The organism is Microbacterium sp. MYb62 (assembly GCF_002979475.1).
In the GTDB taxonomy this organism is placed as follows: Bacteria; Actinomycetota; Actinomycetes; order Actinomycetales; family Microbacteriaceae; genus Microbacterium.
On the sequence record NZ_PCOY01000002.1, the window covers coordinates 313,859 to 339,036 of the forward strand.

Genomic DNA, 25,178 nt, shown 5'->3' on the forward strand with positions numbered 1-25,178 from the left:
CTCAGGTCGCCGACGCCGTGAGCTGGTCCTGGAGGTTGAAGACCTCGACGAGGGGTGTGGCGGCCTGATCGGCGCGGCCCTCGAGGCCGACGAAGAACTCCGACATCGAAGCCTCCCACCGGGCGGCGACCGTCGAGGCGGCGAGGTAGGCGCGTGCGGCGGCGTCGTCGTCGGTCTCGTAGTAGCCGAACAGGCGTCCTTCCTCGCCGAGGAAGATCGAGTAGTTGCGGCGGCCGGACGCCGCGATCTCGGCGAGCATCTCCGGCCAGACCGGGCTGTGGCGGGCGATGTACTCCGCGATCATGTCGGGGGCGATCTGCAGTTGGAAGGCGACGCGCGCGGTCATCCTTCCTCCTTCACGGGTGGGGGAGCTGAAGCTCGGGCCAGCGGGTATGAAACGATTCAGACACTACTGCACGCGCGGGGCTCCGTCAAGGAGCGCGCGTGGCCGCGACGTTCGCCGGGGCAGTGGATCGTCGCGCCATGAGCTCGGGTTGGAACACGGTCTGCCGGGGGATGAGGTCGGGGTCATCCGACTCCTCGAGCAGCACACGCAGGGCTGTGCGGCCGATCATGCCGCTCGGCTGGCGGATGGACGTCAGGGGGACCGCGGCAGCGGCGGCGAACGAGATGTCGTCGAAGCCCATCAGCGCGATCTCGTCGGGCACCAGCATCCGGCCGTCGACGATCAGCGACTGGAGCAGGCCCAGCGCGAGCAGGTCGTTCGCCGCGAACATCGCCTCCGGCCACTCCCTGCGGGGGCGGCGCAGCACCCGCTCGCCCACGGCCACGCCCTCCTCGACGGTCATCGCGTCGGTGGCGAACACCTCGATCTCGACGGAGTCCAGTGCGTTGTCCGCGGCGACCCGCGCCCCGGCGAGCCGGTCGGTGACCTGGCGCATGTCCATGGGGCCGCCGATGAAGGCGATGCGGCGGCGCCCGGTGGCGATGAGGTGCTCGACGGCCATCCTGCCCCCGGCGACAGAGTCGACGGACACCGAGCTGAAGCGGCTGTTGCCGCCGAACCGGTCGACGAGGACGGCGCGGATGCCGCGGGAGCGCAGGCGCTCGAGGCGCGGGTGGATGTCGCCGTACGGCGAGATGAGCACGCCGCGCACCTGCTGCTCCTCGAAGAGATCGAGGTACATGCGCTCGCGGTCGGAGTCCTCGTCGGTGTTGCCGTACAGGACCGCGATGTTGTGCCGCGACGCCTCGTCCTCGGCTCCCCGCACCACGTCGTTGAAGAACGGGTTCTGCCCGTTGAGCACGACGAATCCGACGGTCGTGCTCACGCCGGCGCGGAGCTTGCGGGCGGCGTCGTTGCGCACGTATCCGAGCTCTTCGATGACCTTCAGCACGCGCTCGGCGGAATCGGGCGACACGGTGTCCGGACGGTTGAGCACGTTCGACACCGTGCCGACCGAGACGCCGGCCGCCTGCGCGACGTCTCTGATGCTCACCACCATGGGTACTCCTTCGCCGGCATGGCGTCGACCGTGTCCGGACTGTGACGTGTGTGGCCGGACTGTGACTTGACCGGCGACGAATTCGATGCCTACAGTATCCCTGAATCGCATATGAATCGATTCATCCCGATCCCAACCTCGATGAGGAGGCACCCGTGCCCAGCGATGCCGCACCCGTGGTCCTCGAGCTCTCCAAGGTCGTGAAGTCGTTCGGCGCAGTGGTGGCATTGCGTTCGGGCAGCCTTCGGCTCTCGGCCGGTTCGATTCACGCGCTCATTGGCGAGAACGGCGCAGGAAAGTCCACGCTCGTCAAGATCGTGGCAGGGCTCTACCGCCGTGACGGCGGCGGGTTCCAGCTCGAGGGCGAAGACGTCGACTTCGTGTCGACGGCGCAGTCCAAGGCCGCCGGAATCGCCGTGATCTACCAGGAGCCGACGCTGTTCCCCGACCTGACCGTCACCGAGAACATCTTCATGGGCCGGCAGCCGGTCGGGCGTTTCGGCCGGATCGACCGCAAGGCCATGCGGCACGAGGTCGAGCGGCTGTTCACGCGGCTCGGCGTCACGATCGACCCCGACCGTCCCGCAGAGGGACTCTCGATCGCCGACCAGCAGGTCATCGAGATCGCGAAGGCCGTCTCGCTCGACGCCAAGGTGCTGATCATGGACGAGCCCACCGCGGCCCTGTCGGGTGTCGAGGTGGAGCGGCTGTTCGTCATCGCCCGCAGCCTGCGCGACGAGGGGAGGGGCCTGATCTTCATCTCCCACCGCTTCGATGAGGTCTTCGCCCTGTGCGACACGGTCACCGTCATGCGCGACGGTGCCTACATCGCCACGACGTCGATCGCCGAGACCACCCCGGCGGAGCTGGTGCGCCAGATGGTCGGCCGCGACGTCACCGAGCTCTTCCCCAAGATGGAGTCGACGATCGGGGAGCCGCTGCTCGAGGTCGAGAACCTGACCAGCCCCGGCATCTTCCACGACATCTCCTTCACGGTGCGTGCGGGAGAGATCGTCGGACTCGCCGGCCTCGTCGGCGCCGGCCGCAGCGAGGTGGCGCGTGCCGTGTTCGGCGTCGACGACTACCGCGAAGGCAGCGTCACCATGAAGGGCAGGCGGATCCCCCGCTCGCGCCCGACCGAGGCGATGCGCGCCGGACTGGCGCTGGTCCCCGAGGATCGACGCAAGCAGGGCCTCGTGATCGAATCCGGTGTCGGGCGGAACATCACGACCGCCATCCGCCGCCGCCTCTCCCGCTTCGGGCTGATCACGACCGGTCTCGAGAACCGCGCCGCCCGGGAGTGGGCGAGCCGACTCGAGGTGAAGGCGCACGCCCTCGACACCGTCGCGGCGACGCTCTCCGGCGGCAACCAGCAGAAGGTCGTGCTCGCGAAGTGGCTGGCGACGCAGCCCGACGTGCTCATCATCGACGAGCCCACCCGAGGGATCGACGTCGGCACCAAAGCCGAAGTGCACCGACTGCTGTCGCAGCTCGCCGTCGAGGGCAAGGGCATCCTCATGATCTCCTCCGAGCTTCCCGAGGTGCTGGGCATGGCGGATCGGGTGCTGGTCATGCGCGAAGGGCGGATCACCGCCGAGCTCGATCGCGCGGACGCCACCTCGGAGAACGTCATGTTCGCCGCCACGCACGCGTCACCGCAGGCAACCATCGACGCGGGGGAGAACTCGTGAGCATGACCAGCACGACCCGCATCCCGGTATCGGGTCTCACCAGACACATCGGTGCGCTCGGCAAGGCGCGGGAGTTCGGGATCCTGATCGCGCTCGCCCTCGTCGTGATCGCCGCCACGGCCAAGAACCCCGCGTTCCTGTTCAGCGCCGACGGCTGGCGCGACCTGCTGCTGACCCCGTCGATCCTGGTGCTCGTCGCCATCGGCCAGGCATTCGTGATCATCACCCGCAACGTCGACCTCTCGGTCGGCTCGGTGATGGGTCTCTCGGCCTATCTCACCGGTCGCATGTTCATCGACTTCCCCGGCATCCCGATCCCGGTCGTGGTGGTGTGCGCCGTGCTCTTCGGCGCCGCCCTCGGCCTCATCAACGGTGCGCTGGTGGCGTTCGCGCGCGTGCCCGCCATGGTGATCACGCTCGGGACCCTGTACGCCTACCGCGGCATCAATGTCATCTGGGCGGGCTCCACCCGCGTCAACGCCTCGGACATGCCCAAGGACTTCCTCGCCATCGGCACGGGGCAGCTCCTCACGATCCCGATCCTCGCGATCGTCGCGCTCGTGGTGCTGGCCGCGGCGGCCTGGTACATGCGCAACACCCGCGGCGGACGCGAGTACTACGCGATCGGCTCCGACCCGGCGGCGGCCGAGCTCTACGGTCTGCGGGTCACCCGGCGGGTGCTGACCGCATTCCTCCTCTCGGGCGCCCTCGCGGGCCTCGCGGGCGTGTTCTACGCGGCCAGGTACGGGTCGGTGAGCTCGCAGGCCGGTGCCGGCTGGGAGCTGGACGCCGTGGGCGCCGCCGTCATCGGCGGCATCGCGATCACGGGAGGGGTCGGCACGGTATGGGGCGCGGCCATCGGCGCGATGCTCCTGATGACGATCAACCGCGCACTGCCGATCCTCGGCATCCCGGACTTCTGGCAGCGCGCCGTCGTCGGCGTGCTCATCATCGGGGCGATCGTGCTGGACCGCTGGCTGGCCGTACGGCAGAGACGGCGACTCATCGAAGCGAGGGACGAGTCATGACCACGGCAACCGCCACCACGAGCAGCAACCGCGTCACGCGCGACTTCGAGAAGCCCCTGTGGCGTCGTGTCCTCGTGAGCCGCGAGATGGGCGTCGTCGCCCTTCTCATCGTCGTCGTGATCTACTCGATGGTCTCCGTCCGCGGATTCGGCCAGCCGATCACCGTGAACTACCTGCTGCTCGACGTGGCTCCCATCCTGCTCATCGCGCTGCCGATGACGCTGATCATGATCACCGGCGAGATCGACCTCTCGGTCGGCAGCATGGTGGGTCTGGCGAGTGTCGTCACCGGAGCCGGGGTGCACGCCGGCCTCCCGTTCGAAGTGGCCGCCTTCCTCGCCCTGCTCGTCGGAGCGCTGGGCGGCGCCTTCAACGGGTTCCTCGTCACCGTCGTCGGGCTTCCCTCCCTCGCCGTCACGATCGGTACGCTCGCCCTGTTCCGCGGACTCGCGGTCGGGCTGCTCGGCACCACCGCCGTCACCGACTTCCCCGAGGCGTGGACGGCACTCGCGAAGGCGAAGATCTCCGGGACCACGATCCCGTACATCATGGTGCCGTTCCTCATCCTGCTGGTGCTCTTCGTGATCGTGCTGCAGTTCACCCCCTTCGGCCGCGGTATCTACGCGATCGGGCTGTCGAAGGAGGCCGCCCGCTTCTCGGGGGTGCACGTCGAGCGGACGAAGTTCCTCCTCTTCGTGCTCGCCGGTCTGGTCTCGGCATTCGCCGGCATCTACTACACCCTGCGGTTCGGCAGCGCCCGCGGCGACAACGCCACGGGGCTGGAGCTGCAGGTGATCGCCGCCGTCGTCCTCGGAGGGGTGTCGGTCTTCGGCGGTCGCGGCCAGCTCTACGGGGTCGTCGCCGCCGTGCTGCTCATCGGCGTGCTCTCCAGCGCGCTGCGTCTGGCGAACGTGACCTCCGACGTGATCAATGTGATCACCGGGGTGCTCCTGGTGCTGTCCGTGGTCGGCGCGAGCGTGCTGACGTGGCTCCAGAAGCGCCGACAGCATCCGAACCGCCTCCCTCGTCCCGCACCGTCCGCAGCGTCGTGACGACGCTGGATCCTTCGACCGAGGACATCCGTCTCGGTCGCCCGCACGAAAGGAAGAACAATGATGTTTGCACGTAAGCGCGTCGCGGCCCTGGCCGCCGTCGCGGTGGCCACGGCCCTCGTCCTCACCGGTTGCGCCGACACCGGAGGCTCGGGCGGCGGCTCGACCGAGGGCTCGGGTGGCAGCGACAACCTGGCGATCACCTTCCTGCCCAAGAGCCTCGGCAACCCGTACTTCGACACGTCCAGCAAGGGCGGCGAGGCCGCGGTCGAGGAGATCGGCGGCACCTTCGCCGAGGTCGGTCCCGCCGAATCCGGTCCGGACGCGCAGGTGAGCTACATCAACACCGCCACCCAGCAGGGTGTCGGCGCGCTCGTCGTCTCGGCGAACGACCCGAAGGCGATCTGCGACGCCCTCGACGAAGCCCGCTCCGCCGGTGTCAAGGTCGTCACCTTCGACTCCGACACGAACCCCGAGTGCCGCGACCTGTTCATCAACCAGGCGACCGCCGACGGCATCGCGAAGGTGCAGGTCGACCTCATCGCCGAGCAGATCGGCGACGCCGGAGAGATCGCGATCGTCTCGGCGACCGCCAACGCGACGAACCAGAACGCCTGGATCGAGAAGATGAAGGAGCTGCTCGCCGCAGACCACCCGAACATCACGCTCGTCGAGGTCGTCTACGGCGACGACGACGAGCAGATCTCGTTCGACAAGACCGCCGCACTGCTGCAGTCGCACCCGAACCTGAAGGGCATCGTCTCGCCCACCACGATCGGCATCTCGGCCGCGGCGCGCTACCTCTCCACGTCGGACTACAAGGGCAAGGTGGCTCTGACCGGCCTCGGCACCCCGAACCAGATGCGCGAGTACGTCGAGGACGGCACCGTCACGGCGTTCGCCCTCTGGAACCCGGAGGACCTGGGCTACCTGTCGGCGTTCGCCGCCGCCGCCCTGATCAAGGGCGACATCACGGGCAAGGAAGGCGACACCTTCGAGGCGGGCGAGCTCGGCTCGTTCACCGTCGGCGAGGACGCGACCGTGCTGCTGGGCGACCCGTACGTGTTCGACAAGGACAACATCGGCGACTTCGACTTCTGAGTCCTGGCGCCGGAAGGGCCCGGCCGGATCACTCCGGCCGGGCCCTTCGTCTTGCCGTGTCAGTCGGCGACGGCGAGGCTCGCGATCCAGGAGACCAGGTGATCGCGGAGCCCGGCGGCGGCGTCGACATCGAGGGCACGCGGATCGGGGCCGAACACGCCGTGCAGAGGGTGGTCGGCGCGGTGGCGGTCCTGTCCGAACGGGTCCTCGTCCGCGGGGGCGGGGAAGGCACCGGGGTCGGGGAGCGCGTCGACGTGGACCAGCTCCGGCGCCAGGGAGTGCAGCAGCAGCGACTCGAAGCGGCCGGCATGGTCGGGAGCGACCGGCGGCTGCGGGGCCTGACCGAGCGTGCGGGCGACGGCGCGCAGCGCTGCATCCGTGGCGTTCCACCGCTCGGCGACGCGCGTGATGAGGTCGCGCTGCTCGTCGGCGAAGTGGCCGCTGAGCAGGACGGCCCGGCGCACGCCGAAGTCCGACAGGCGCGCGAGGGTCTCGGTCAGGAGCGTCTCGATCGCGGACGGCGAGGCGCTCATGATCGTCCACGGGTAGCGGCTGTGCTCGCCGCCGACCGCGTGGTGCACGACCGGGAGCACGATCCCTCCGCCGACCTCGGCGGCCTGCAGGCAGAGCCCGTGCGCCGTCAGAGCGTCGAGCCCGATCGGCAGATGGGGGCCGTGGAACTCGAGCGAGCCGAGCGGGATGTAGACGACGGATGCCGCGGCGAGGCGCTCCGCGATCTGCTGCGGGCTCAGCCGGTCGGCGGCGGCGGTGGTGACGCTCATACGTAGAAGTTCCTCTCCCATTCGAAGCCCGCGAGGCGTTCGCGGAGACCTTCTGCCAGGCCCGCGCCGTCGGCGAATGAGACGTTGCGGGCGATCCGCTTCCGCGTGGTCATGCCGACGATCGCGGTCGACACCTCGGGGCGGTCGAGGACGAAGCGGACGGCCGCCTCATCGAGGCCCTCGTAGAACGGCTCCGTGACCTTCTTCATCTCGGCGATGCGCGCCAGCGTCTCGGCGAAGCGCTCATCGCGGAACATGCTCTTGAGGACCGAGTCGTCGGCCCAGCCGTCGTAGGAATCGCGGGTCCACGCGCCGCTGAGGGAGCCGGAGTCGAGCACGACCCTGGCGATGATCGCGGTCCGGGACGCGGCCGCCGCGGGGAACAGGTCCTGCTCCGGCTTCTGCTCGAAGACGTTGTGGATGACCTGGATCGCATCCACGAGACCGGACGCGGCCAGGGCCACGCCCTCGTCGGCGCGGTAGTCGCGCAGCGAGACGCCGATGCGATCGACCTTGCCCTCGGCGCGAAGCTCGTGCAGGGCGTCGAGCCAGCCCCGGTCCTGTATCCCGCCCGGCATCCAGCAGTGCAGCTGCAGCAGATCGATCCGCTCGACGCCGAGGCGACGCAGCGACTGCTCCGCCTGTGCGCGGATGTACTCCCGCGGGTAGGCGACGGCGATGTCGGGGTCCTGGACCGAGGGGTGCGGCCAGGCGGTGGGCTGGATCTTGGTGGCGACGTACACGCGCTCGCCCTTCCACTCCCGCAGCGAACGGCCGACGACCTCCTCGCTGTGCCCCGAGCCGTACATCTCCGCCGTGTCGACGAAGTTGATGCCCTGCTCGTAGGCGTCGATCAATGTGCGGATCGACGCGGCGTCATCGACGGGCCCCCATTGGCCGCCCAACTGCCATGCACCGAACGAAACTTCGCTGATGTCCCATCCTGTGCGTCCGAAAGGTCGACGGTTCGTGGCCATGTACGGGTGCGCTCCTTCACGCTCGGGCGCAGACGGACTGCGCGACTCTCTGTCCAACGTACGGAGATCGACGAGTCCGCAGAGGTCGCCGAAGCGCCGAAAACATGGACTGGACGATCAGCCGCCCGCTCGGAGTCAGGGCCGCAGCGTGGCCTGAGCGAACCTGCTGGGCGGTACCCCGTATGCCGTGCGGAACGCCCGCGAGAAGTAGAGCGGATCCGGGTAGCCCACCAGCTGGGCGACCTCGCTGACCCGCAGGCCCGTGCTGCGCAGGAGGCTCGCCGCTTCACGCAGCCGCGTGTGCCGGATCCACGATTGCAGGGACTCGCCCGTGTGTCGGGTGAACAGCCGCTGCGCTGTGGTCTCGCTGCAGCGCGCCGCTTCGGCGACCCGGGCGACGGTGAGCGGATCGGCGATGTGGTGACGGATGAACGTCATCATCAGCTCGAGCGTTCCCGGCAGTGGAGCCTGAGGGGAGTGCGCATCGGCCCACGAGGCGTTGTCGAGCATGATCAGCCGGCCGAGTGCCCGGAAGTACTCCTCGTCGAACGCACCCTCTCCCAGGCGTTCGATGGCGATGGTGCCGAACTCCGTGATGCGCCGGGCCGCCCCGTTCTGCATCGTCGACAGGCCCGCGCGGAAGGCCGACGGGTCGCCGCTGCGGGCGGGGTCGAGCAGCAGCGGATCGCCCGGAAGGTGCGCGACCCTCGGTACGACCGGCTCGGAGCGGTCGTACCGGGGCACGATGTGCAGGGTGCCGACGTGGAACGGGCCGCGCCGCTGCGCGCGGTACTCGACGTGATGCCGCCACGGCAGCCGGACCACATGCTGCGCATCCACGGCGAAGCGCTGTCCGTCGGCGCGGATCTCGCCCGCGCCGCTGATGATCCAGATGAACGACATGCTCATCACGTGCGGATTCACGATGCGCTCGCCGGAGGTGAAGCGGTACCAGTTCGCCCCGACGACGACCGGGTCCTCGGCGGAGTCCATGTCTGCCTCCCTCGTCGTCGGTGAACGCACACGTCCGGTGCGCAGGCGGGCCGTCCCCTTCGATGATGACAGGCAGCGACGCGTCGCTGCCTGTCGATCTCCTGCGCTATCCGCGCCCGTCGAGGCGCACCGACACCGTGCCGGCCTCGTAGACGGCGACCGGATGCGCGAACGGCTGCGGTGTGAGCTGCTCGGCGTCCACGAGCGTCAGCGCGGGGAAGGCCTCGAGCAGGGCGGTGATCGCCTCGCGGATCTCGACGCGGGCCACCTGCTGTCCGATGCAGCCGTGGATGCCGTAGCCGAATCCGAGGTGCCCGAACGCGTCACGGGTCACATCGAACTCCTCCGGTCGCTCCCACCGGCCGGGATCGCGGTTGGCGGCGACCGGCGACACGGCGACGGATGTGCCGGCCGCGACGGGGATCCCCTCGACGACGACGTCCTCCGTCGCCGTGCGCGCGAAGAGCGTGACGAACATCGCCCCGACGCGCATGAACTCCTCGACCGCCGCTCTGATCTCCTCGGGGTCGTCGCGGAGGATGGCCAGCTGTGCGGGGTCGGTGAGGAGTGCGACGGAGGCGGTGGCGATCAGGTAGGCGACGGAGTCGCGGCCCGCGCCCATCAGCAGCCGCAGCAGCCCCTCGATCTCCACGCGGTCGAGATCGGGGTTGTCGAGGAGGTCGGTGATGACGTCTTCGCCCGGGGTCTCGCGGCGCTCCTCCAGAAGGGCGCGGATGAAGTCGTACTTCTGCTGCGCGGTCGACTCCTCGACGAACAGCTCGACGAAGCGCGGGTAGTGGTGGTCGGGGATGCCGATCACATGGCAGTGCGTCCGTGCCGAGATCGGCATCGCGTAGTCGCGCCACAGATCGACGACCGGACCCTTCGCCCGCAGTTGCGCGATCTGCTCGGCGATCATCGCGCGGATCCAGGGCTCGCGCCCGCGGGCCTGTCGCACCGAGAATCGGCCGGTGACGGCGCGGCGCAGCTTCGAGTGCTCCTCGCCGTCGAGGTTCAGCAGGTTGAGGTCGTCGGAGCGCCGACCGGACTCGTCGAGCTCCCCGGCCGCTTCCAGCGGCACGGCGGCGCTCTCCGCTCCGCCCTCGTGCGCGGCGTGTCCGGGGCCGACCGGCATCCGTCCCGGCCGCATGCTGAACCGCGGATCCTGCAGCACGGCGATCGCGGCCTCGTAGTGGGTCGCGACCAGACCCTCATGTCCGTCCTGGAAGTCGAGCGGCACCAGCGCCCCCTCCTCGCGCCACTGGGCGAGCTGAGGTGACGGAGAGAGAGGGGTGCCGTCTCCGGGGAGCGATCGGGCGTGGAAAGGGCACTGCGCGGGGATCGTCATCGATCGTCTCCTTCAGGATTGCGAGATGAGGGTGGGTGTGGAGGCGAGGACCGCGGCGCGGGCCGTGCGGAAGTCACGCGGAGCGGCGTTCCAGCCGACCACCCCGTGTACGCGGCCGTCGGCATCACGGCTGCCGTGCACCGTTCCGCGCCCGTCGGCGTGCGTCATGTCGACGAGGGCGCGCTCGGGGGCGAACCAGCCGTAGGCGTGGATGCGGGTGTGGTGGATCTCCGACCAGAAGAGCGGGATCGGCTGTGCGGCGGACGCGCCGTGGGTGAGACGGGTGGCGACGGCGATCGCCTGCTCGATCGCGTTGCTCTGATGCTCGACACGGACGTGTCGTCCGGTCTCCGGGTCGGCCCACGCGGCGACATCGCCGACCGCGGACACTCCGGGAGCGGCGAAGCCGTCGCTGTCACAGGCGACGCCATCGGCGACGGACAGGCCGGAGGTGGTGAGCCATGCGGTGCGGGGGGCACCGCCGATCATGGCGACGGCGAGGTCGACGCGGTGGGTCGTGCCGTCGCCGAGGGTGAGATCGGAGCCGCCGGACGCCAGTGGAGCGGCCGTGGTGACGTCGGCGCTCAGCGCGAGCTCGACGCCGTTGTCCGCGTGCAGGCGGGCGAGCTCGGGAGCGAGGAGGGTGCCGACACCCCCGAACCCGAGCATGCCCGAGCGGCCGATCAGGAGCGTCTCGGCGTCGTGCGCTCGCGCGGCGCTGGCGATCTCCGAGCCGAGGATGCCCGTGCCGATGACGGCGATGCGGTCGGACGCGCGCACGCGGTCGCGAAGATGCAGCGCGTCCTCCATCGTGCGCAGGGTGGGCGCCCAGGGCAGGAGCGGGTGCGGCCGGGGGTCGGTCCCCGTGGCGATGATGAGCTCGTCGAAGGGCACGGGGCCGTCGGTGGTGTGCACGGTTCGCGTCTCGAGGTCGAGCGCGGTCGCAGTGCATCCGGTGCGCACCTGGATGTCGAGGCCGTCGAGCTCCGCCGCCGTGCGGATCGCGGCCTGCTCCGGCTCCCAGTCGCCGAGCAGGATCTGCTTCGACAGCGGCGGGCGGGTGTACGGCAGGCGCGGCTCGTCGCCGAGCACGATGATCTCGCCGTGGAACCCTTCCTGGCGCAGCGTCTCGGCTGCGGTCAGTCCTCCGATCGACGCCCCGACGACGACGACCCGAGTCGGGGTGGTCATCGCGAGGCCACGGCGATCGCACGGGCGGGGCACAGGCGGGCGGCGCGCACGGCGGCGTCGAGCTGGGCGCCCTGCGGGTCGGGGTCGAGGAGCATGACGATGCCGTCGTCATCCTGATCGAACACGTCCGGGGCGACCAGGGCGCACTGACCGGCACCGACACAGGCGTCTGAGTGGACCACGATGCTCATCGGTACTCCTCTGTACTCACGGGGCGATACGGTCGATTCAAGTCGCTGCACGCCGTGATTCCTATGCTCCGTGCGGTCAGAACATGGACTGGGCGATCACGGGCACCGCGGGAAGCACCGGAGTGCGATGGCGCACCGGAGTGCGAGGGCGCACCGGAGTGCGAGGGCGCGCCGAAGCGCACGACGGAACGCCGTTCTTCTCCCTGCGCGCGCGTCCTTCGTGAGGCGGCGCGGCGGTCAGCTGCGGGCGAGGGCCGCGTTGACGGCGGACGCCGAGTACTCGCGCTCCACGACCATCGCGGCGAGGCCCACCGCTGTGGCCTTCTCGCCGAGGGTGGACTGGCTGATGCTCAGGTGCCTGGTCGCGCGGGGGAGAGATCGAGGGTAGAGGGTCTCGCGCACGCCCGCCAGCAGAGGCGGTGAGGCGAGTACGCCCCCGAGGACGACCTCGGAGGGATTGAGCAGAGACACCATGGTCGCGACCACCTCGCCGATCACGCGACCGGCCGCCTGGGTGAGGCGCGCGGCGTCGGGGTCGCCGTCAGCGAGGTAGACGCCGACATCCGAGGCTGACGCGGTGGGCTTGCCGAGATCGACGAGCGCGCGAGCGACGGCTCGGCCCGATGCGGCCGCCGCCAAGCATCCGCGCGCGCCGCACTGGCAGAGCAGGTCACCGTGGCCGGCGATCTTCACGTGTCCGATGTCTCCGGCGCCGCCGTCCGTCCCGCGATACGCCTTGCCGCCGAGGACGATCCCCGTCCCGATTCCCGACGACACCTTGATGAAGCACAACGCCCGAGAGCCCGGGTGCGCCACGCGTTGCTCGCCCAGCGCTGCGGCATCCGCATCGTTCGAGACGAGGACGGGCACGTCGAGTGCTGCCTTCAGGTGATCGGGAATCGGATACGCGTCCCACCCGGGCATGATCGGCGGTTGGGAGGGGCGATCGGTATCGGGATCGACGGGACCCGGAATGCTGAGGGCGATCGCCGCGACGTCTTCGCGCCCGATCCGTCCGTCTGCGAGCAGATGTTTCGCGCGGTCGGCGATCGCGTTGAGTGTCACGTCGGGGCCGTCGGCGACCGCGACTTCGATGCGTTCCTCGGCTGCCACGCGCCCGGCGAGGTCGGTGAGGGCCACCGTCGTGTGCGTCGTGTCGACGTTGGCGGCGATCACGAAGGCGTGTCCGGTGTTGAATTCGAGGCGGCGAGAGGGGCGGCCCGCAGCGACTTTCTCGGTTCCCGATTCGATGATGAGGCCCGCCTCGAGCAGGGCGTCGATGCGGGTCGCCACGGTCATCCGTGACATACCGGTGATCTCGAGCACGTCGCCGCGTGTGAATGCTCGACGCTCTCGGATCAGATCGAGCACGTCGCCGGGACCGGACATCAGCACCTCCATGTGTGTGACTTCAGCATAATGCTTGACAGCTAGGCGACTTATGTCTAGCTTTTAGTCTTAATGGAGCCGACCCGACGGTTCGACCCTGCAGGTTCAGCGCAAGGAGGCGCATAGTGAAGACCCGTGCGACAGCAGCAGCAATGGCCGCGGTGTGCTTGACGGCGATCGCCCTCACCGGATGCACGAGCTCCGGAGATGAGGATGGCGATGCCGACGGCATCACGTTCTGGGTCCAGGAGGACCTTCCCGACCGGGTCGCCGCGACCCAGGAGATCGTCGATGCATTCACGGAGACGACCGGGATCGAGGTCGAGGTCGTGTCGGTGGCGGAGGACCAGTTCGCCCAGCTCATCACCTCGTCCGCCGCGGCGGGAGATCTTCCCGACGTCATCGGCGGCATCTCACTGCCCCAGGTGCGGACACTGTCGGCGAACGAGTTCGTCGACACGGATGCCGTGGCCGCGACCATCGATGCGCTCGATGCCTCGACCTTCGCCGAGAACGCGCTCACGCTGACCTCGGACGGTGAGACTCCGCTGGCGATTCCGAGCGAGTCGTGGACGCAGATGCTCTTCTACCGCACCGACCTCTTCGAGGCCGCAGGGCTGGACGCGCCCGATTCGTACGAGTCGATCCTCGAGGCCGCGAAGACGCTGGATTCCCCGGACATCGCCGGCTTCGTCGGAGCCACGGCCCCCGGAGACGCTTTCACCGAGCAGACCTTCGAGCAGATCGCGCTGGGCAACGGATGCGAGCTGGTGAACGAAGACGGTGATGTCGAACTCGACTCGGACGCATGCGTCAGCGCCTTCGAGTTCTACGGCGATCTGACGGAGAACTACTCCGTGCCCGGTGCGCAGGATGTCGACACCACCCGGGCCACTTATTTCGCGGGTGACGCCGCCATGTTCATCTGGTCGAGTTTCGTGCTCGATGAGCTGGCGGGACTCCGCGAGGACGCCAAGCCGTCGTGCCCCGAATGCGTCGCCGACCCCGCGTTCCTCGCCCAGAACACGGGCGTCGTCACCTCGATCACGGGCCCGGATGCCGATGCTCCGGCCCAGTTCGGCGAGATCACGTCTTGGACGATCACGGAGGGTGCGAACACCGAGGCCTCGCAGTCGTTCGTCGAATACATGATGACCGACGGCTACGAGCCCTGGATCGCCATCGCCCCCGAGGGCAAGGTTCCGGTCCGCGCCGGCACCCCCGACGAGCCGACGCTGTACTCCGACCTCTGGGCGACGCTGCCCGCCGGAGTCGACACCAAGGCGCCGCTGTCCGACTTCTACGCCCCTGAGGTGCTCGCGGCCGTGGCGGCGGGGCCCGAAGACCTCGCCCGTTGGGGCATCACGCAGGGTCAGGGCACGCTGCTGGGCGCGCTGCAGGGAGAGCTCCCGGTCGCGACCGCCGTCAGCGACGTCGCACAGGGCGGTGACCCGGCCGAAGCCGCCGCGACCGCCGCCGAGGCGGTGCGCTCGATCGGCGAGTCGCTGAAGTGAGCAGAGTCGTCGAGGGATCCGGGCTCGGGGCGCCTCGCCCCGAGCCCGGCACCACACCGCCGAGGTCGCAGAGCGCACCGGTGCGGCGGCGCGGTTCGCGACGCCGCCGGGAGGAGAACCGCGCGGGCCTGCTCCTGATCTCACCGACCTTCATCATCATCCTGGTGGCGGTCGTCCTGCCGATCGTCTGGGCCATCTCTCTGGCGTTCCAGGACGTCCGGCTCATCAACATCCGCGGTACGGGCATCATCGGCGACTACACGCTCGACAACTTCGTCGAGGTGCTCACTTCCCCCGGGTTCTTCAGCGCTCTGTGGACGACCATCGTCTACGCGGTGTGCGGCACCGCCCTCGCGATCGGCATCGGCCTGGTCGCAGCCCTCGCGCTTCGCAAGCCCTTCCGCGGTCGAGGACTCATCCGCGCCTCGCTCCTCCTCCCGTACGTGGCGCCGGTCGTCGCGGCCACCTTCGTGTGGTCCACGATGCTCAACCCGCAGTTCGGCATCGTCAACTGGTTCGGCGTGAACGTTCTCGGGTGGGAGGACCCGATCGCCTTCCTGTCCGACCGTGCCCTGCCCGTCAGCATCTTCGGCTGGCAGGTGGAGCTGCCCATGGCGCTGATCACCGTGATCCTGTTCGAGGCCTGGCGGTCATTCCCGTTCGCCTTCCTGTTCCTCACCGCCCGGCTCGAGGCGGTGCCCGGTGTTCTCGACGAGGCCGCAAGGGTCGACGGCGCGACGCCGACTCAGCGATTCCGCCACATCCTGCTGCCGCAACTGCTGCCCACGATCGCGGTGCTGTGCGTGCTGCGTTTCATCTGGACCTTCAACAACTTCGACGACATCTATCTGCTCACCGGTGGGGGTGCGGGCACCGAGGTCGTCTCGGTCCGTGTGTTCGATCTGCTCACCGCCAGAGGTGACATCGGCGCTGCGGCGGCTCAGGCCCTCGTCCTCGCGGCGATCCTCGCGATCCTCGTGGGCGTGTACCTCAAATTCTTCGGCCGTCAGGAGGAGCAGGCATGAGCTCGACGACGGACGCCCCGAAGAAGATGTCCCCGCGTCGCCGACTCGACCGGGATCGCGTCGAGAATGCCGTTCTCCGTGTGCTGCGACCCGTGGTGATCGTGCTCCTGGTGCTGGTCGCCGTGGTGCCGTTCTACTACATGGTGCTCATGAGCTTCCGCTCCCTGGACTCGCTGCTGCAGAACCCCGGCGCGCTGTGGATCTCTCTCGACGAGCTCGACCTGTCGACGTATCTCGATGTGCTCGCGCCTGTGGAGGCAGGAGGACAGGGGTTCATCGTCTTCATGCGCAACTCGCTGCTCGTCGCCCTCGCGACCGTGGCGCTGACGCTTCTGGTCTCGATCCCGGGGTCCTACGCCGTCAGTCGGTTGGCGTTCTTCGGACGCCGCCAGGTGTCCGGACTCTTCCTCGCCGTCTACTTCTTCCCCGCCATCCTGCTCGCTGTGCCTCTCTTCGTGTTCTTCACCCAGATCGGGCTGCGCGGCTCGCTCGTCGGACTGCTCATCGTGTACGTGTCGCAGGTCGCCGCAGTGTCCATCTACACGCTGCGCAACTACTTCGCGACGATCCCGGTCTCGCTCGAGGAGGCAGCGGCCCTCGACGGCTGCAGCAGGTTCCAGATCATGCGCAAGGTCAGCATCCCCCTGGCCATGCCGGCGATCGTCTCCAATGGCCTGTTCATCTTCATGATCGCGTGGAACGAGTTCCTCTTCGCGCTGCTCTTCCTGGTGGAGAAGCGCGATGCATGGACCGTCTCCCTCGGCCTTTCGCAGCTCTCCGGCAGCATCGAGGTTCCCACGACGGTGCTCATGGCCGGATCCGTCATTCTCACCCTGCCCATCATCGCGCTCTTCTTCGCATCGGAGCGGCTCCTCGTCGGGGGTCTCACCGCCGGTGCGGAGAAGGGCTGAGTCCCCTGCTGGAAGGAACATCACCGTGCCCCACGTCGTGCAGTTCTCCGCCGTCCGAGAAGTCGCGCTGGTCGAAGTCGAGCCGCAGCCTCTGACGTCCGGCAGTGTCCGAATCGCCACCTGGTACTCGGGAATCTCCGCCGGCACCGAGCTCACGGCATTCCGTGGCACGAACCCCTACCTGACCTCGACCTGGGATGCGGAGCGACGGCTGTTCGTGCCAGGTGAGCCGAGTTTCGCCTACCCGGTGTCCGGATGGGGTTACTCCGAGGTCGGCCAGGTCGTCGAAGTCGCCGAGGATGTGACCGACGTACAGGTCGGCGAGGTCGTCTACGGCATCTGGGGACACCGCAGCGATGCGGTCGTCGCGGCGACGCAGATCTCGGGGCGGCTCGTCCCCGAGGGCGTGGATCCGCTGCTCGGCACGTTCGCTCGTGTGGGGGCCATCGCCCTCAACGGCGTCCTCGCCGCCGACGTCCGCCTGGGGGAACAGGTGGCCGTGTTCGGGCAGGGCGTGATCGGGCTTCTCGCCACGCGACTCGTCGCCCTCTCCGGGGGCCGGGCCATCGCTGTCGACACTCTGGCGTCCCGGCTGGCGGTCGCCGAGTCGTTCGGTGCTGCCCACACGGTCGACGCGCTCCGGTCCGGCGGCGCCGGCGAGCGGGTCCGCGAGGTGACCGGCGGCGGAGCGGACAGCGCGATCGAGCTTTCGGGAACCGATCGTGCCCTTCACGAGGCGATCCGCTCGGTCGTGCCCGAGGGGCTGGTGGCGGCGTCCGGCTTCTATCAGGGAGGCGCGACCCATCTGCGGTTGGGTGAGGAGTTCCACCACAACCGCGTACGGATCGTCGCGAGTCAGATCGGCGGGGTTCCCGTCTCGCTCAGCGGCCGCTGGGATCAGGCCCGTCTCGTGCGGACGGTGATGGACCTGATCTTCGCCGACCGTGTGGATGCCGCGGCGCTCGTCACCGATGTCGTGCCCGCCGCGGATGTCGCAGCCGTGTTCGCGCGACTCGACGACGGTGACCCCGAGATCCTGCAGGTCGTGCTGCGCTTCGACGCGGCACCGGAGCGCACGTGGTGACCCCGATCCCGCCGCACGCGCCGACATTCCCCGAGCGTCCTCTCGCCATCGGAGTCATCGGTGCCGGCGGGATCGCCCGCAGCGCGCATCTCCCCGCGTATCGCGATCGGGGTGTGCCGGTCGTCGCGGTCGCTTCTCGTCGAGTCGCCGATGCGCGGGCGCTCGCCGCCGACTTCGACATCGCCGTCGTGCACGACAAAGCCGAGGACCTGCTCGCCGACCCCCGCGTCGAGGTCGTCGATCTCGCGACCGGTCCGGCGGGCAGGGTCGAATTGATCGCAGCTGCGGTCGCGGCCGGGAAGCACGTGCTCGCGCAAAAGCCGCTCATCAGCGACCCCGCAGATCTGCCTCGCCTCCTCGACGTGCTCGCAGAAGCCCGTGCGCGAGGAGTCCGCGTCGCGGTGAATCAGAACGCGCGGTGGGCTCCGGCCTGGCGGCTCGCGACCCGGCTGATCCGCGAGGGGCGGATCGGGCGCGTCGTCGGCGTGACCCATCTGCACGACAAGCCTCTCCCGCCGCTGGCCGGAACACCGTTCGACGCCGTCCCGCACATGCTGCTGAGCGACTATCTGGTGCACTGGGTCGACATCAGCCGATGCTGGCTCGAAGGCGGCAGCGTCATCGAGGTCGCCGCCTCCGATCACCGCGTGCCCGGACAACCCGCGCACGCCCGCAACCCCTGGGGAGCGGACCTCCGCATCCTGACCTCGACGGGGGCGAGCGCCTCGATCCGCGTCGTCGGCAGCGCGAACACCCATGCCGGCGGGTGCCCGTTCTGGATACACGGCACGAAGGGCACGCTGCGGGGGAGCATCCTGCGTGATTCCGACCGGCTCGTGCTGGACAGCGGCGGGACGAGCACGGAGATCCCCTTGGAAGGTGAGTGGTTCACCGACGGTTTCGCAGGGGCGATGGGCGAGCTGCAGTTCGCCGTCGTGGACGGACGCGACCCGGAGAACTCGGCGGAGCACGTCCTCGCGACCGTCCAGATGACATTCGCCGCGGTCGAATCGGCTGAACGCGGCGGTGCCCCGGTGCATCCGCGCGACCTCGAACTGACGACGGCCCTCAGTGGGCGGAGTGGAGCAGAGTGAACGTCCTCGATGAGATCGTCGTGGGTCCTGACGCCCGTGTGTATGCCGAGGGCTGGCAGAGCTGGAGTCCGACCACCTGGTACGCGGACGGGGATCCGATCCATCGCCCGGCCGAGCCCTGGCAGCACACCATGCGGTTTCGTCCCGGCACCGAGGTCGCGGCCGATGCGTGGCAGGGCGAGGGCCTTCTCGTCGTCGATCCGGGTGGCGGTGCGCCCGTGCGGGTGTTCGGAGCACGTGAAGCGACGCAGGCGGTCCCCACGCTCCGTGCCAGCCGTCACGGTGACAGGATCGTCGTCGACACCGACCACTCAGGTGCTGACAGCGTGGCGACCTGGACCCACGAGCCGACCGATACCGACACCGACGCCGACGCCGACGCCGGTGTCGCGGCGCTCGCCGTGTTCGGTGAGCGCTTCGGCGCGGCTGCCGGCGCGCGGACGGCCGCCCGTGCACCGCGTGTCTGGTGCAGCTGGTATCAGTACTTCGAACAGGTGCGCGCCGACGATGTGCTCCAGAATCTGCGTGCCCTCGATGAGTCCGAGCTCGACGTCGACGTCGTGCAGATCGACGACGGGTGGAGCCTCGGAACCGGCGAGTGGACGGCACTCCGCCCGGGATTCGGGTCGCTTTCCGATGCCGTCGCCGCGATCCGTGGCAGCGGGCGCCGCGCGGGGATCTGGGCGGCGCCGTTCTCGGTGGGCGCGACATCATCCGTCGCGCGCGAACACCCGGACTGGGTCATCGGCGACGCGGGTCGCAACTGGGGCGACGATCTTCGGGGCCTCGATCTGACACATCCCGGCGTGCGGGCGTACCTCACGCGCGTGTTCACAGACCTCCGCGAGCTCGGCATCGACTACGTGAAGCTCGACTTCCTGTACTCGGGGGCGATCCCCGGGCAGCGATGGGATGCGACGGCGACGCCGATCGCCGCCTACCGCTCGGGCCTGGAGCTGATCAGGGACGTGCTCGGCAATGAGGCGTTCCTTCTCGGCTGCGGCGCACCGATGCTGCCGAGCGTCGGACTCGTCGACGCGATGCGGGTGTCGGGCGACACCTTCCATGAAGGCGGCGAGGACGGGTCGCAGGGGCTCCGAGGGCAGATGTCCCTCGAGGCGAGGTCCTGGCAGCATGGCCGGCTCTGGACCAACGATCCGGACTGCCTCGTCGCGCGTCCGCAGTTCGTCCTGCGAGACGAGTGGGCTGACGTGGTTCTCGCCGCCCCCGGTATCCGTGGGTTCTCCGACCGCATCGACGCCCTCGATGCGCACGGGGTGGAGCTCGTCCGCGCGCTGCTGAAGGGCGGCACGGCATGAAGACCATGATGCGTCTGGAGTATCGGCTCGCCCCTCTCGTGGCTGAGCTGTATCCGGAATCTTCGAGCGAGGTGCTCGCGGCGCTGCTCGATCTCGCCGAGAGCTGGCGTGACCGTCTGTCGCCAGCGGCGAAGACGCGACCCGATGAGAGCACCGCGTATCTGATCACCTACGGCGACTCCTTCCGGCGCCCGGGCGAGACGCCGCTGCACACGCTCGCCGGCGTGCTGCGCGAGCACATCGGCGATGTCATCAGCGACGTGCACCTCCTGCCGATCTACCCCTGGACCTCGGATGACGGCTTCGGCGTCGTCGACCACCGTGAGGTCAACTCCGCCCTCGGGACCTGGGAGGACGTCGCCGAGCTGAACGATGAGTATGCGCTCGCCCTGGACTTCGTCGCCAACCACCTCTCGAGCTCCTCGCCCTGGTTCCGCGCGTGGCTCGCCCGCGATGCGCGCTATGCCGGATACTTCCTCGAGCCGGGCACGGACTTCGACGTCTCGCACGTCGTGCGTCCGCGCACCAGTCCCCTCACGCACGAGTACGAACGGCCCGACGGCACGGTCGCGCGCGCCTGGACGACTTTCGGCCCTGATCAGGTCGACATCGATCCCCGGACTCCGGCAGTCCTGCTCGATCTCACCGACATCCTGCTCGGCTATCTCGCGCGCGGCGCCACCACCGTGCGCCTCGACGCGATCGGGTATCTGTGGAAGGAGTCCGGCACGAGCTGCATCCACCTGCCGCAGACCCACGCGATCATCCGCATCTGGCGGGCGATCGTCGATGAGCTCGCACCGGGGACGTTGCTGCTCACGGAGACGAACGTGCCGCATGTCGACAACGTCACCTATTTCGGCCAGGGGGATGACGAAGCACACATGGTGTACCAATTCGCCCTGCCGCCGCTGGTGCTGCACGCGTTCGTCACGGGTCGAGCCACAGGGCTCTCCGAGTGGGCGAGCGGCGTGCAGCCGGTGAGCGGCACGGCCACCTGGTTCAACTTCCTGGCGAGCCACGACGGCATCGGGCTTCGGCCGACCGAGGGTCTGCTGACCGACGAGGATCGGGCACTGCTGGTCGAGCGTACGCACGCCCGCGGCGGCCGCGTGTCGATGGCCCGACGTCCGGACGGCAGCGAGGGCGTGTACGAATTGAACACGAACTTCCTGGAAGCGCTGGTGGACCCGGGCGACCCGTTCCCCGACCGGTCTGCGGTGACCCGCGGCCTCGCCGCACACGCCATCCTGCTCTCCCTCGTGGGGGTCCCGGCGATCTACCACCACTCGCTGTTCGGTTCCACGCAGGATCATCAGGCCGTGCGGGACAGCGACATCGCACGACGCATCAATCGTGAGGTTCTCGACGCCGACCGTCTGGATGAGGAGCTGCAGGGGCCCGGACGCCGCACGGGGATGCTGGAGGGGCTGCGCGTGATGCTTGCAGTGCGCCGAGTCGTGCCGGCGTTCTCGCCGTTCGCGTCCCAGCGAGTCGAGTACCTCGACGACCGGGTGCTGGTGGTGCGGCGGGCGGCAGAGACCGCGGACGAGGTCATCGCGGCGGTGAATGTCAGCGGCGACGCGGTGACCGTTCCCTCGCTCGCCGGCACCGATCTGCTCACCGGTGTCCGCCACGATGCCTTGACGCTCGTGCCCTTCGGATATGCCTGGCTCGCGACGGATCGCGACTGAGCGACCTGCGCGCGCGTCTCAGGGACGGACGCGGACCGTGCGACCTTCGAAGGCGACCAGGTCGCCGTCGCGCAGCTGACGTCCGCGGCGACGATCGATCTCGCCGTTCACCGTCACGTAGCCGTCGATGATGACCTCTTTGGCGTCGCCGCCCGAGTCGAGGAGGCCGGCGAACTTGAGGAACTGGCCGAGGCGGATCACCTCACCGCCGATGGAGATGTCGTTGATCGGATCCGTGTTCGTCATCCTTGAATGGTAGCCGTCGGCGTCCGGAGCGGCGGAACTCGGCTGCCTGGACGAGACGATGCCGCCGGTCCTCGGGGAGGGGACCGGCGGCATCGGGGTGTCGGGCGTCTCAGGGTCCGCCCGGCAGGACGGTGCTCCCCGTTCAGTCGTCGATGTCGGTTCCGACGACGGCGAAGTCCGCGCCGAAGTCGATGTCGATCGAGCGGTTGTCCGAGGTGAGGACCGACGCGTCGTAGGGGCTCACGTCGTCGCCATCGACGTCGAGGTCGGTGACCATGCCGTCGGCCTCGGCGAGGGCTGCCGTGACGAGGGCGCGGATCGTCTCGTCGTCCAGCGTCAGAGCGGGACCCGTGTCGTCGCCATCGGCGGCGTCGGTCGAGGTGATCGTCGTGGAGAGGTCCTCGGCGACGCGGACCTCGGTCTCGTCACCGGCAGCGTTCGTCAGCTGCACCTCCCAGGTGCCGTCGCGCTTCGCGTCGATCGAGGTGACATCGCCCTCGGCAGCACCGCGCGCGGCATCCGCGATCTCGATCAGCTCGTCGGCGGATGCCGTGCCGATGCCGGTCACCGGGCCGCGGCCGTTCGAGGACGCACCGCCGTTCGAGGGCGCGTCGTCGTGGTCGTCTCCGCGCTGACCGTGGTCGTCTGCGTCATCGTGGCGAGGGCCGTCGGACATCGAGGCGCGGTCGTCGTCGCCGAACTCGTCGCCGATCGCCGCACCGACCGCGATGCCGCCGCCGGCGAGCACCACGGCGGCGGCGATACCGCCGCCGATGAGGAGCGCGCGCTTGCGGCCGGGCTTCGGTCCGGCTGCCGCAGGGGCGGCGACGGGCTCGGCTGCCGGGAACGTCGGGTGCTGCCCGGAGTCGGGAGCCGGGGCAGCGGGGGCCGGCGTCGGAGTCACGGGAACCGTCTGCGCATCCGGCGTGCTCTCGGGAGCGGGCTCGGGCGTCTGGTCGGGAGTGGGTGTCTTGTCGTCCATGTCTCGATGCTCTCGCGCGGGCGCTGAAGCCTCCCTGAAGCGTCCTGAAGCCTTCTTCAGGAAGTGTCGGGAGCTCCCGTCAGGAGCCGAGGGGGAGGGTGAGGACGAAGCGCGCGCCACCCCAGCGGGACTCGTCGACGATGAGGGTGCCGCGGCTGGAGGCGGCGATGCCGCGGGCGATCGCGAGTCCCAGCCCGCTGCCTCCGGCGTCGCGGCTGCGGGCCTCGTCGAGGCGCACGAAGCGCTCGAAGATCCGCTCGCGCTCCTCCGTGGGCACGCCGCCGCCGTCGTCCTCGACGGTCACGAACACGTAGCCCTGCGACGGGGTCACCCCGATCGCGACCCGCCCACGGCTGTGGCGGGCGGCGTTGTCGGCCAGGTTGCGCACCAGCTGGCCCAGCAAGCGGGGATCGCCGTGCACCCGGGCGGCATGGATGCCGGAGCCGTCGACATCGAGACCGGCCGCGCGCAGTCGGCGCACCTCGCCGAGGGCGACATCGTCGAGGTCGAGCGCCTCGTCGTGCGTGCTCGCGCCCTCGTCGAGTCGGGCGAGCAGCAGCAGGGATTCGACGATCCCCTGCAGGCGCAGTCCCTCCTCCGACACGACCTCCGCGAGCTCCCCGATGCTCGTGACGTCGGGATGAGCCTGGGCGAGCTCGGCGTGCTGCCGGATCGTCGCGAGGGGGGAGCGCAACTCGTGCGACGCATCCGACACGAAGCGCCGCTGCGCGGTGGCGGCGGCATCGAGCCGATCGAGCATGCCGTTCATGGTCGTCGCGAGGGCGGCGATCTCATCCGCCGTCTCCGGCACCGGCACACGCGTGTGCAGGCGCTCGGCCGTGATGCCGTCGACCTCTTCGCGGATGCGCTCGACCGGGCGGAGTGCGCGGCCCACGACGAGCCACGTGGTCACGGCCACGAGCAGCAGGAGAAGCGGGACGGCGATGGCCAGCAGCGTCGCGACCGTCGCCAGGGTCTCGGCGTCGTCGTCCATCGAGACGGCGAGCACGAGCGTCTGATCGCCCTCGAGGTCTTCCGAGACGACGAGGACGGATTCGCCGTCGACGGTCGTCGTCTGCGGATCGTCGTCGACCGGGAGAGGTGTCGACCCGAGCTTCTCCCTGGCGTCTTCGCTGGCGGCGCGGACCGATCCGTCCGGGCCGATGATCTGCAGGATCTCGTCGTCGACGGCATCGATGCCCTTGCCTGCCGGCCCATCGGCGCGCTGGGAGAGCTCGTCGAGACGCTGCTCGGCTGCACGCTCCGTGCTGCCGTGGACGCTGGCACTGAGGACGCCGTAGAACGAGAACGCGCCGACGAGCAGTGCGATCGCGACGACGACGGTCGCTCCCAGCGTGGTCCTGCCGCGCACCGAGCGCCAGCCGCGGCTAGCCACCGTTCGCCGCCAGCCGGTAGCCCGCACCGCGGATGGTCTCGATCGCCTCGCGTCCGAACGGCTTGTCGAGCTTGCGGCGCAGATGCCCGACGTAGACCTCGACGATGTTGGGGTCACCGTCGAAGTCGTCGTCCCAGACCCCGTCGATGAGGGCGCGCTTGGAGAGCACCTGGCCGCGATGGCGCATCAGATACTCGAGCACCGAGAACTCGCGCGCGGTGAGCGTCACCGGGGTCTCGCCGCGCCAGACGCGGTGCGCGGCGGGGTCGAGTCGCAGGTCTCCCGCTTCGAGGATCGCGGGGCGTGCGACGGCCCCGCGGCGCACGAGCGCACGCAGGCGGGCGACGAGGATCGCGAACGAGAACGGCTTGGTGACGTAGTCGTCGGCCCCGGTCTCGAGAGCCTCGACCTGGTCCCACTCGCCGTCCTTCGCGGTGAGCATCAGCACGGGCGTCCAGTTCTCCTCGGCTCTGAGCGCCTCGCACACCTTCCACCCGCTCATGCCCGGCATCATCAGGTCGAGCACGATCGCGTCGTACCGCGTCTCGCGCGCCCGCCAGAGTCCGTCGACGCCGTTGTGCGCGACGTCGACCGCGAAGCCCTCGGCCTCGAGCCCGCGGCGCACGCCCTCGGCGAGGCGCACCTCGTCGTCCACCACCAGGATCCGCATTCCTCCAGTGTGGCCGGTCGACGCTGAATCGGGG

At 69.5% G+C, this 25,178-nt stretch carries 24 protein-coding genes; 11 read left to right on the forward strand and 13 right to left on the reverse strand.

Annotated elements, in window-relative coordinates:
* Nucleotide 1: 1 nt before the first annotated feature.
* Complete coding sequence (locus CQ042_RS03985) at nt 2–346, reverse strand: L-rhamnose mutarotase (protein ID WP_105668952.1); 345 nt, start codon at nt 344–346, stop codon at nt 2–4.
* 85 nt (nt 347–431) lie between these two features.
* Nucleotides 432–1,466 (reverse strand): LacI family DNA-binding transcriptional regulator, encoded by a 1,035-nt coding sequence (locus tag CQ042_RS03990; protein ID WP_105668954.1) that lies wholly within the window; start codon nt 1,464–1,466, stop codon nt 432–434.
* Nucleotides 1,467–1,621: 155 nt separating this feature from the next.
* On the opposite strand from CQ042_RS03990, the gene CQ042_RS03995 reads away from it, so the two are divergent.
* Genes CQ042_RS03995 through rhaS form a run of 4 tightly spaced genes read left to right on the forward strand, consistent with a single transcriptional unit; the run spans nt 1,622 to nt 6,338 of the window.
* Nucleotides 1,622–3,157 carry a sugar ABC transporter ATP-binding protein gene (locus CQ042_RS03995; RefSeq protein WP_105668956.1) on the forward strand — a complete coding sequence of 512 codons (1,536 nt, stop codon included), beginning with the start codon at nt 1,622–1,624 and terminating at the stop codon, nt 3,155–3,157.
* 2 nt (nt 3,158–3,159) lie between these two features.
* A complete protein-coding gene (locus CQ042_RS04000) occupies nt 3,160–4,185 on the forward strand; it encodes an ABC transporter permease (RefSeq protein ID WP_105668958.1) in 1,026 nt (341 codons plus the stop codon).
* Complete coding sequence (locus CQ042_RS04005; RefSeq protein ID WP_105668960.1) at nt 4,182–5,237, forward strand: ABC transporter permease; 1,056 nt, start codon at nt 4,182–4,184, stop codon at nt 5,235–5,237. Before CQ042_RS04000 ends, CQ042_RS04005 begins: the two co-directional genes overlap by 4 nt.
* Nucleotides 5,238–5,297: 60 nt before the next feature.
* Nucleotides 5,298–6,338 carry a rhamnose ABC transporter substrate-binding protein gene (gene rhaS / locus CQ042_RS04010; RefSeq protein ID WP_105668962.1) on the forward strand — a complete coding sequence of 347 codons (1,041 nt, stop codon included), beginning with the start codon at nt 5,298–5,300 and terminating at the stop codon, nt 6,336–6,338.
* A gap of 59 nt (nt 6,339–6,397) precedes the next feature.
* On the opposite strand, the gene CQ042_RS04015 is transcribed toward rhaS, so the two are convergent.
* The 7 genes from CQ042_RS04015 to CQ042_RS04045 all read right to left on the reverse strand — a co-directional run bounded on the left by CQ042_RS04015 (nt 6,398) and on the right by CQ042_RS04045 (nt 13,209).
* The gene (locus CQ042_RS04015; RefSeq protein ID WP_181157430.1) at nt 6,398–7,120 is read right to left on the reverse strand and encodes a creatininase family protein; all 723 of its coding nucleotides are present in this window, start codon (nt 7,118–7,120) and stop codon (nt 6,398–6,400) included.
* Entirely contained in the window at nt 7,117–8,097 is a 981-nt protein-coding gene (locus CQ042_RS04020; RefSeq protein WP_105668966.1) for an aldo/keto reductase, read from the reverse strand. The genes CQ042_RS04015 and CQ042_RS04020 overlap by 4 nt, the downstream gene beginning before the upstream one ends.
* Nucleotides 8,098–8,232: 135 nt before the next feature.
* Nucleotides 8,233–9,090 (reverse strand): AraC family transcriptional regulator, encoded by an 858-nt coding sequence (locus tag CQ042_RS04025; protein WP_105668968.1) that lies wholly within the window; start codon nt 9,088–9,090, stop codon nt 8,233–8,235.
* A 106-nt stretch (nt 9,091–9,196) separates the two neighbouring features.
* Nucleotides 9,197–10,438, reverse strand: a complete 1,242-nt coding sequence (locus CQ042_RS04030; RefSeq protein ID WP_105668970.1) for a cytochrome P450 — start codon at nt 10,436–10,438, stop codon at nt 9,197–9,199.
* A 12-nt stretch (nt 10,439–10,450) separates the two neighbouring features.
* Nucleotides 10,451–11,629, reverse strand: a complete 1,179-nt coding sequence (locus tag CQ042_RS04035; protein WP_105668972.1) for an NAD(P)/FAD-dependent oxidoreductase — start codon at nt 11,627–11,629, stop codon at nt 10,451–10,453.
* The gene (locus CQ042_RS04040) at nt 11,626–11,871 is read right to left on the reverse strand and encodes a ferredoxin (RefSeq protein ID WP_258132015.1); all 246 of its coding nucleotides are present in this window, start codon (nt 11,869–11,871) and stop codon (nt 11,626–11,628) included. Before CQ042_RS04040 ends, CQ042_RS04035 begins: the two co-directional genes overlap by 4 nt.
* 186 nt (nt 11,872–12,057) lie before the next feature.
* A complete protein-coding gene (locus CQ042_RS04045) occupies nt 12,058–13,209 on the reverse strand; it encodes an ROK family transcriptional regulator (RefSeq protein ID WP_105669275.1) in 1,152 nt (383 codons plus the stop codon).
* Nucleotides 13,210–13,334: 125 nt separating this feature from the next.
* Between CQ042_RS04045 and CQ042_RS04050 the strand changes: the two genes are divergently transcribed.
* From CQ042_RS04050 to CQ042_RS04080, 7 genes are read left to right on the forward strand one after another with little or no spacing between them, the layout of a single operon-like run.
* A complete protein-coding gene (locus tag CQ042_RS04050) occupies nt 13,335–14,723 on the forward strand; it encodes an ABC transporter substrate-binding protein (protein ID WP_219844804.1) in 1,389 nt (462 codons plus the stop codon).
* Nucleotides 14,720–15,748 (forward strand): carbohydrate ABC transporter permease, encoded by a 1,029-nt coding sequence (locus tag CQ042_RS04055; RefSeq protein WP_105668978.1) that lies wholly within the window; start codon nt 14,720–14,722, stop codon nt 15,746–15,748. Before CQ042_RS04050 ends, CQ042_RS04055 begins: the two co-directional genes overlap by 4 nt.
* Entirely contained in the window at nt 15,745–16,659 is a 915-nt protein-coding gene (locus tag CQ042_RS04060) for a carbohydrate ABC transporter permease (RefSeq protein ID WP_219844805.1), read from the forward strand. Before CQ042_RS04055 ends, CQ042_RS04060 begins: the two co-directional genes overlap by 4 nt.
* Nucleotides 16,660–16,684: 25 nt before the next feature.
* A complete protein-coding gene (locus CQ042_RS04065; protein WP_105668980.1) occupies nt 16,685–17,743 on the forward strand; it encodes a zinc-binding alcohol dehydrogenase in 1,059 nt (352 codons plus the stop codon).
* The gene (locus CQ042_RS04070; RefSeq protein ID WP_105668982.1) at nt 17,737–18,837 is read left to right on the forward strand and encodes a Gfo/Idh/MocA family protein; all 1,101 of its coding nucleotides are present in this window, start codon (nt 17,737–17,739) and stop codon (nt 18,835–18,837) included. The genes CQ042_RS04065 and CQ042_RS04070 overlap by 7 nt, the downstream gene beginning before the upstream one ends.
* Nucleotides 18,834–20,156, forward strand: a complete 1,323-nt coding sequence (locus tag CQ042_RS04075; protein WP_105668984.1) for a glycoside hydrolase family 36 protein — start codon at nt 18,834–18,836, stop codon at nt 20,154–20,156. Before CQ042_RS04070 ends, CQ042_RS04075 begins: the two co-directional genes overlap by 4 nt.
* Nucleotides 20,153–21,850: a sugar phosphorylase gene (locus CQ042_RS04080; RefSeq protein WP_105668986.1), complete on the forward strand. Its 1,698-nt coding sequence runs from the start codon at nt 20,153–20,155 to the stop codon at nt 21,848–21,850. Before CQ042_RS04075 ends, CQ042_RS04080 begins: the two co-directional genes overlap by 4 nt.
* Before the next feature lie 18 nt (nt 21,851–21,868).
* Here the strand turns inward: CQ042_RS04080 and CQ042_RS04085 are convergent, their stop codons facing one another.
* From CQ042_RS04085 to CQ042_RS04100, 4 genes are all read right to left on the reverse strand, one after another.
* Nucleotides 21,869–22,096, reverse strand: coding sequence for an RNA-binding S4 domain-containing protein (locus CQ042_RS04085; protein ID WP_105668988.1), 228 nt, complete (start codon nt 22,094–22,096; stop codon nt 21,869–21,871).
* Nucleotides 22,097–22,238: 142 nt separating this feature from the next.
* Nucleotides 22,239–23,078 carry a hypothetical protein gene (locus tag CQ042_RS04090; protein ID WP_258132032.1) on the reverse strand — a complete coding sequence of 280 codons (840 nt, stop codon included), beginning with the start codon at nt 23,076–23,078 and terminating at the stop codon, nt 22,239–22,241.
* Between the two features lie 79 nt (nt 23,079–23,157).
* Nucleotides 23,158–24,474, reverse strand: coding sequence for a cell wall metabolism sensor histidine kinase WalK (locus CQ042_RS04095; RefSeq protein WP_258132016.1), 1,317 nt, complete (start codon nt 24,472–24,474; stop codon nt 23,158–23,160).
* A complete protein-coding gene (locus CQ042_RS04100; protein WP_105668992.1) occupies nt 24,467–25,144 on the reverse strand; it encodes a response regulator transcription factor in 678 nt (225 codons plus the stop codon). The genes CQ042_RS04095 and CQ042_RS04100 overlap by 8 nt, the downstream gene beginning before the upstream one ends.
* Nucleotides 25,145–25,178 lie beyond the last annotated feature (34 nt).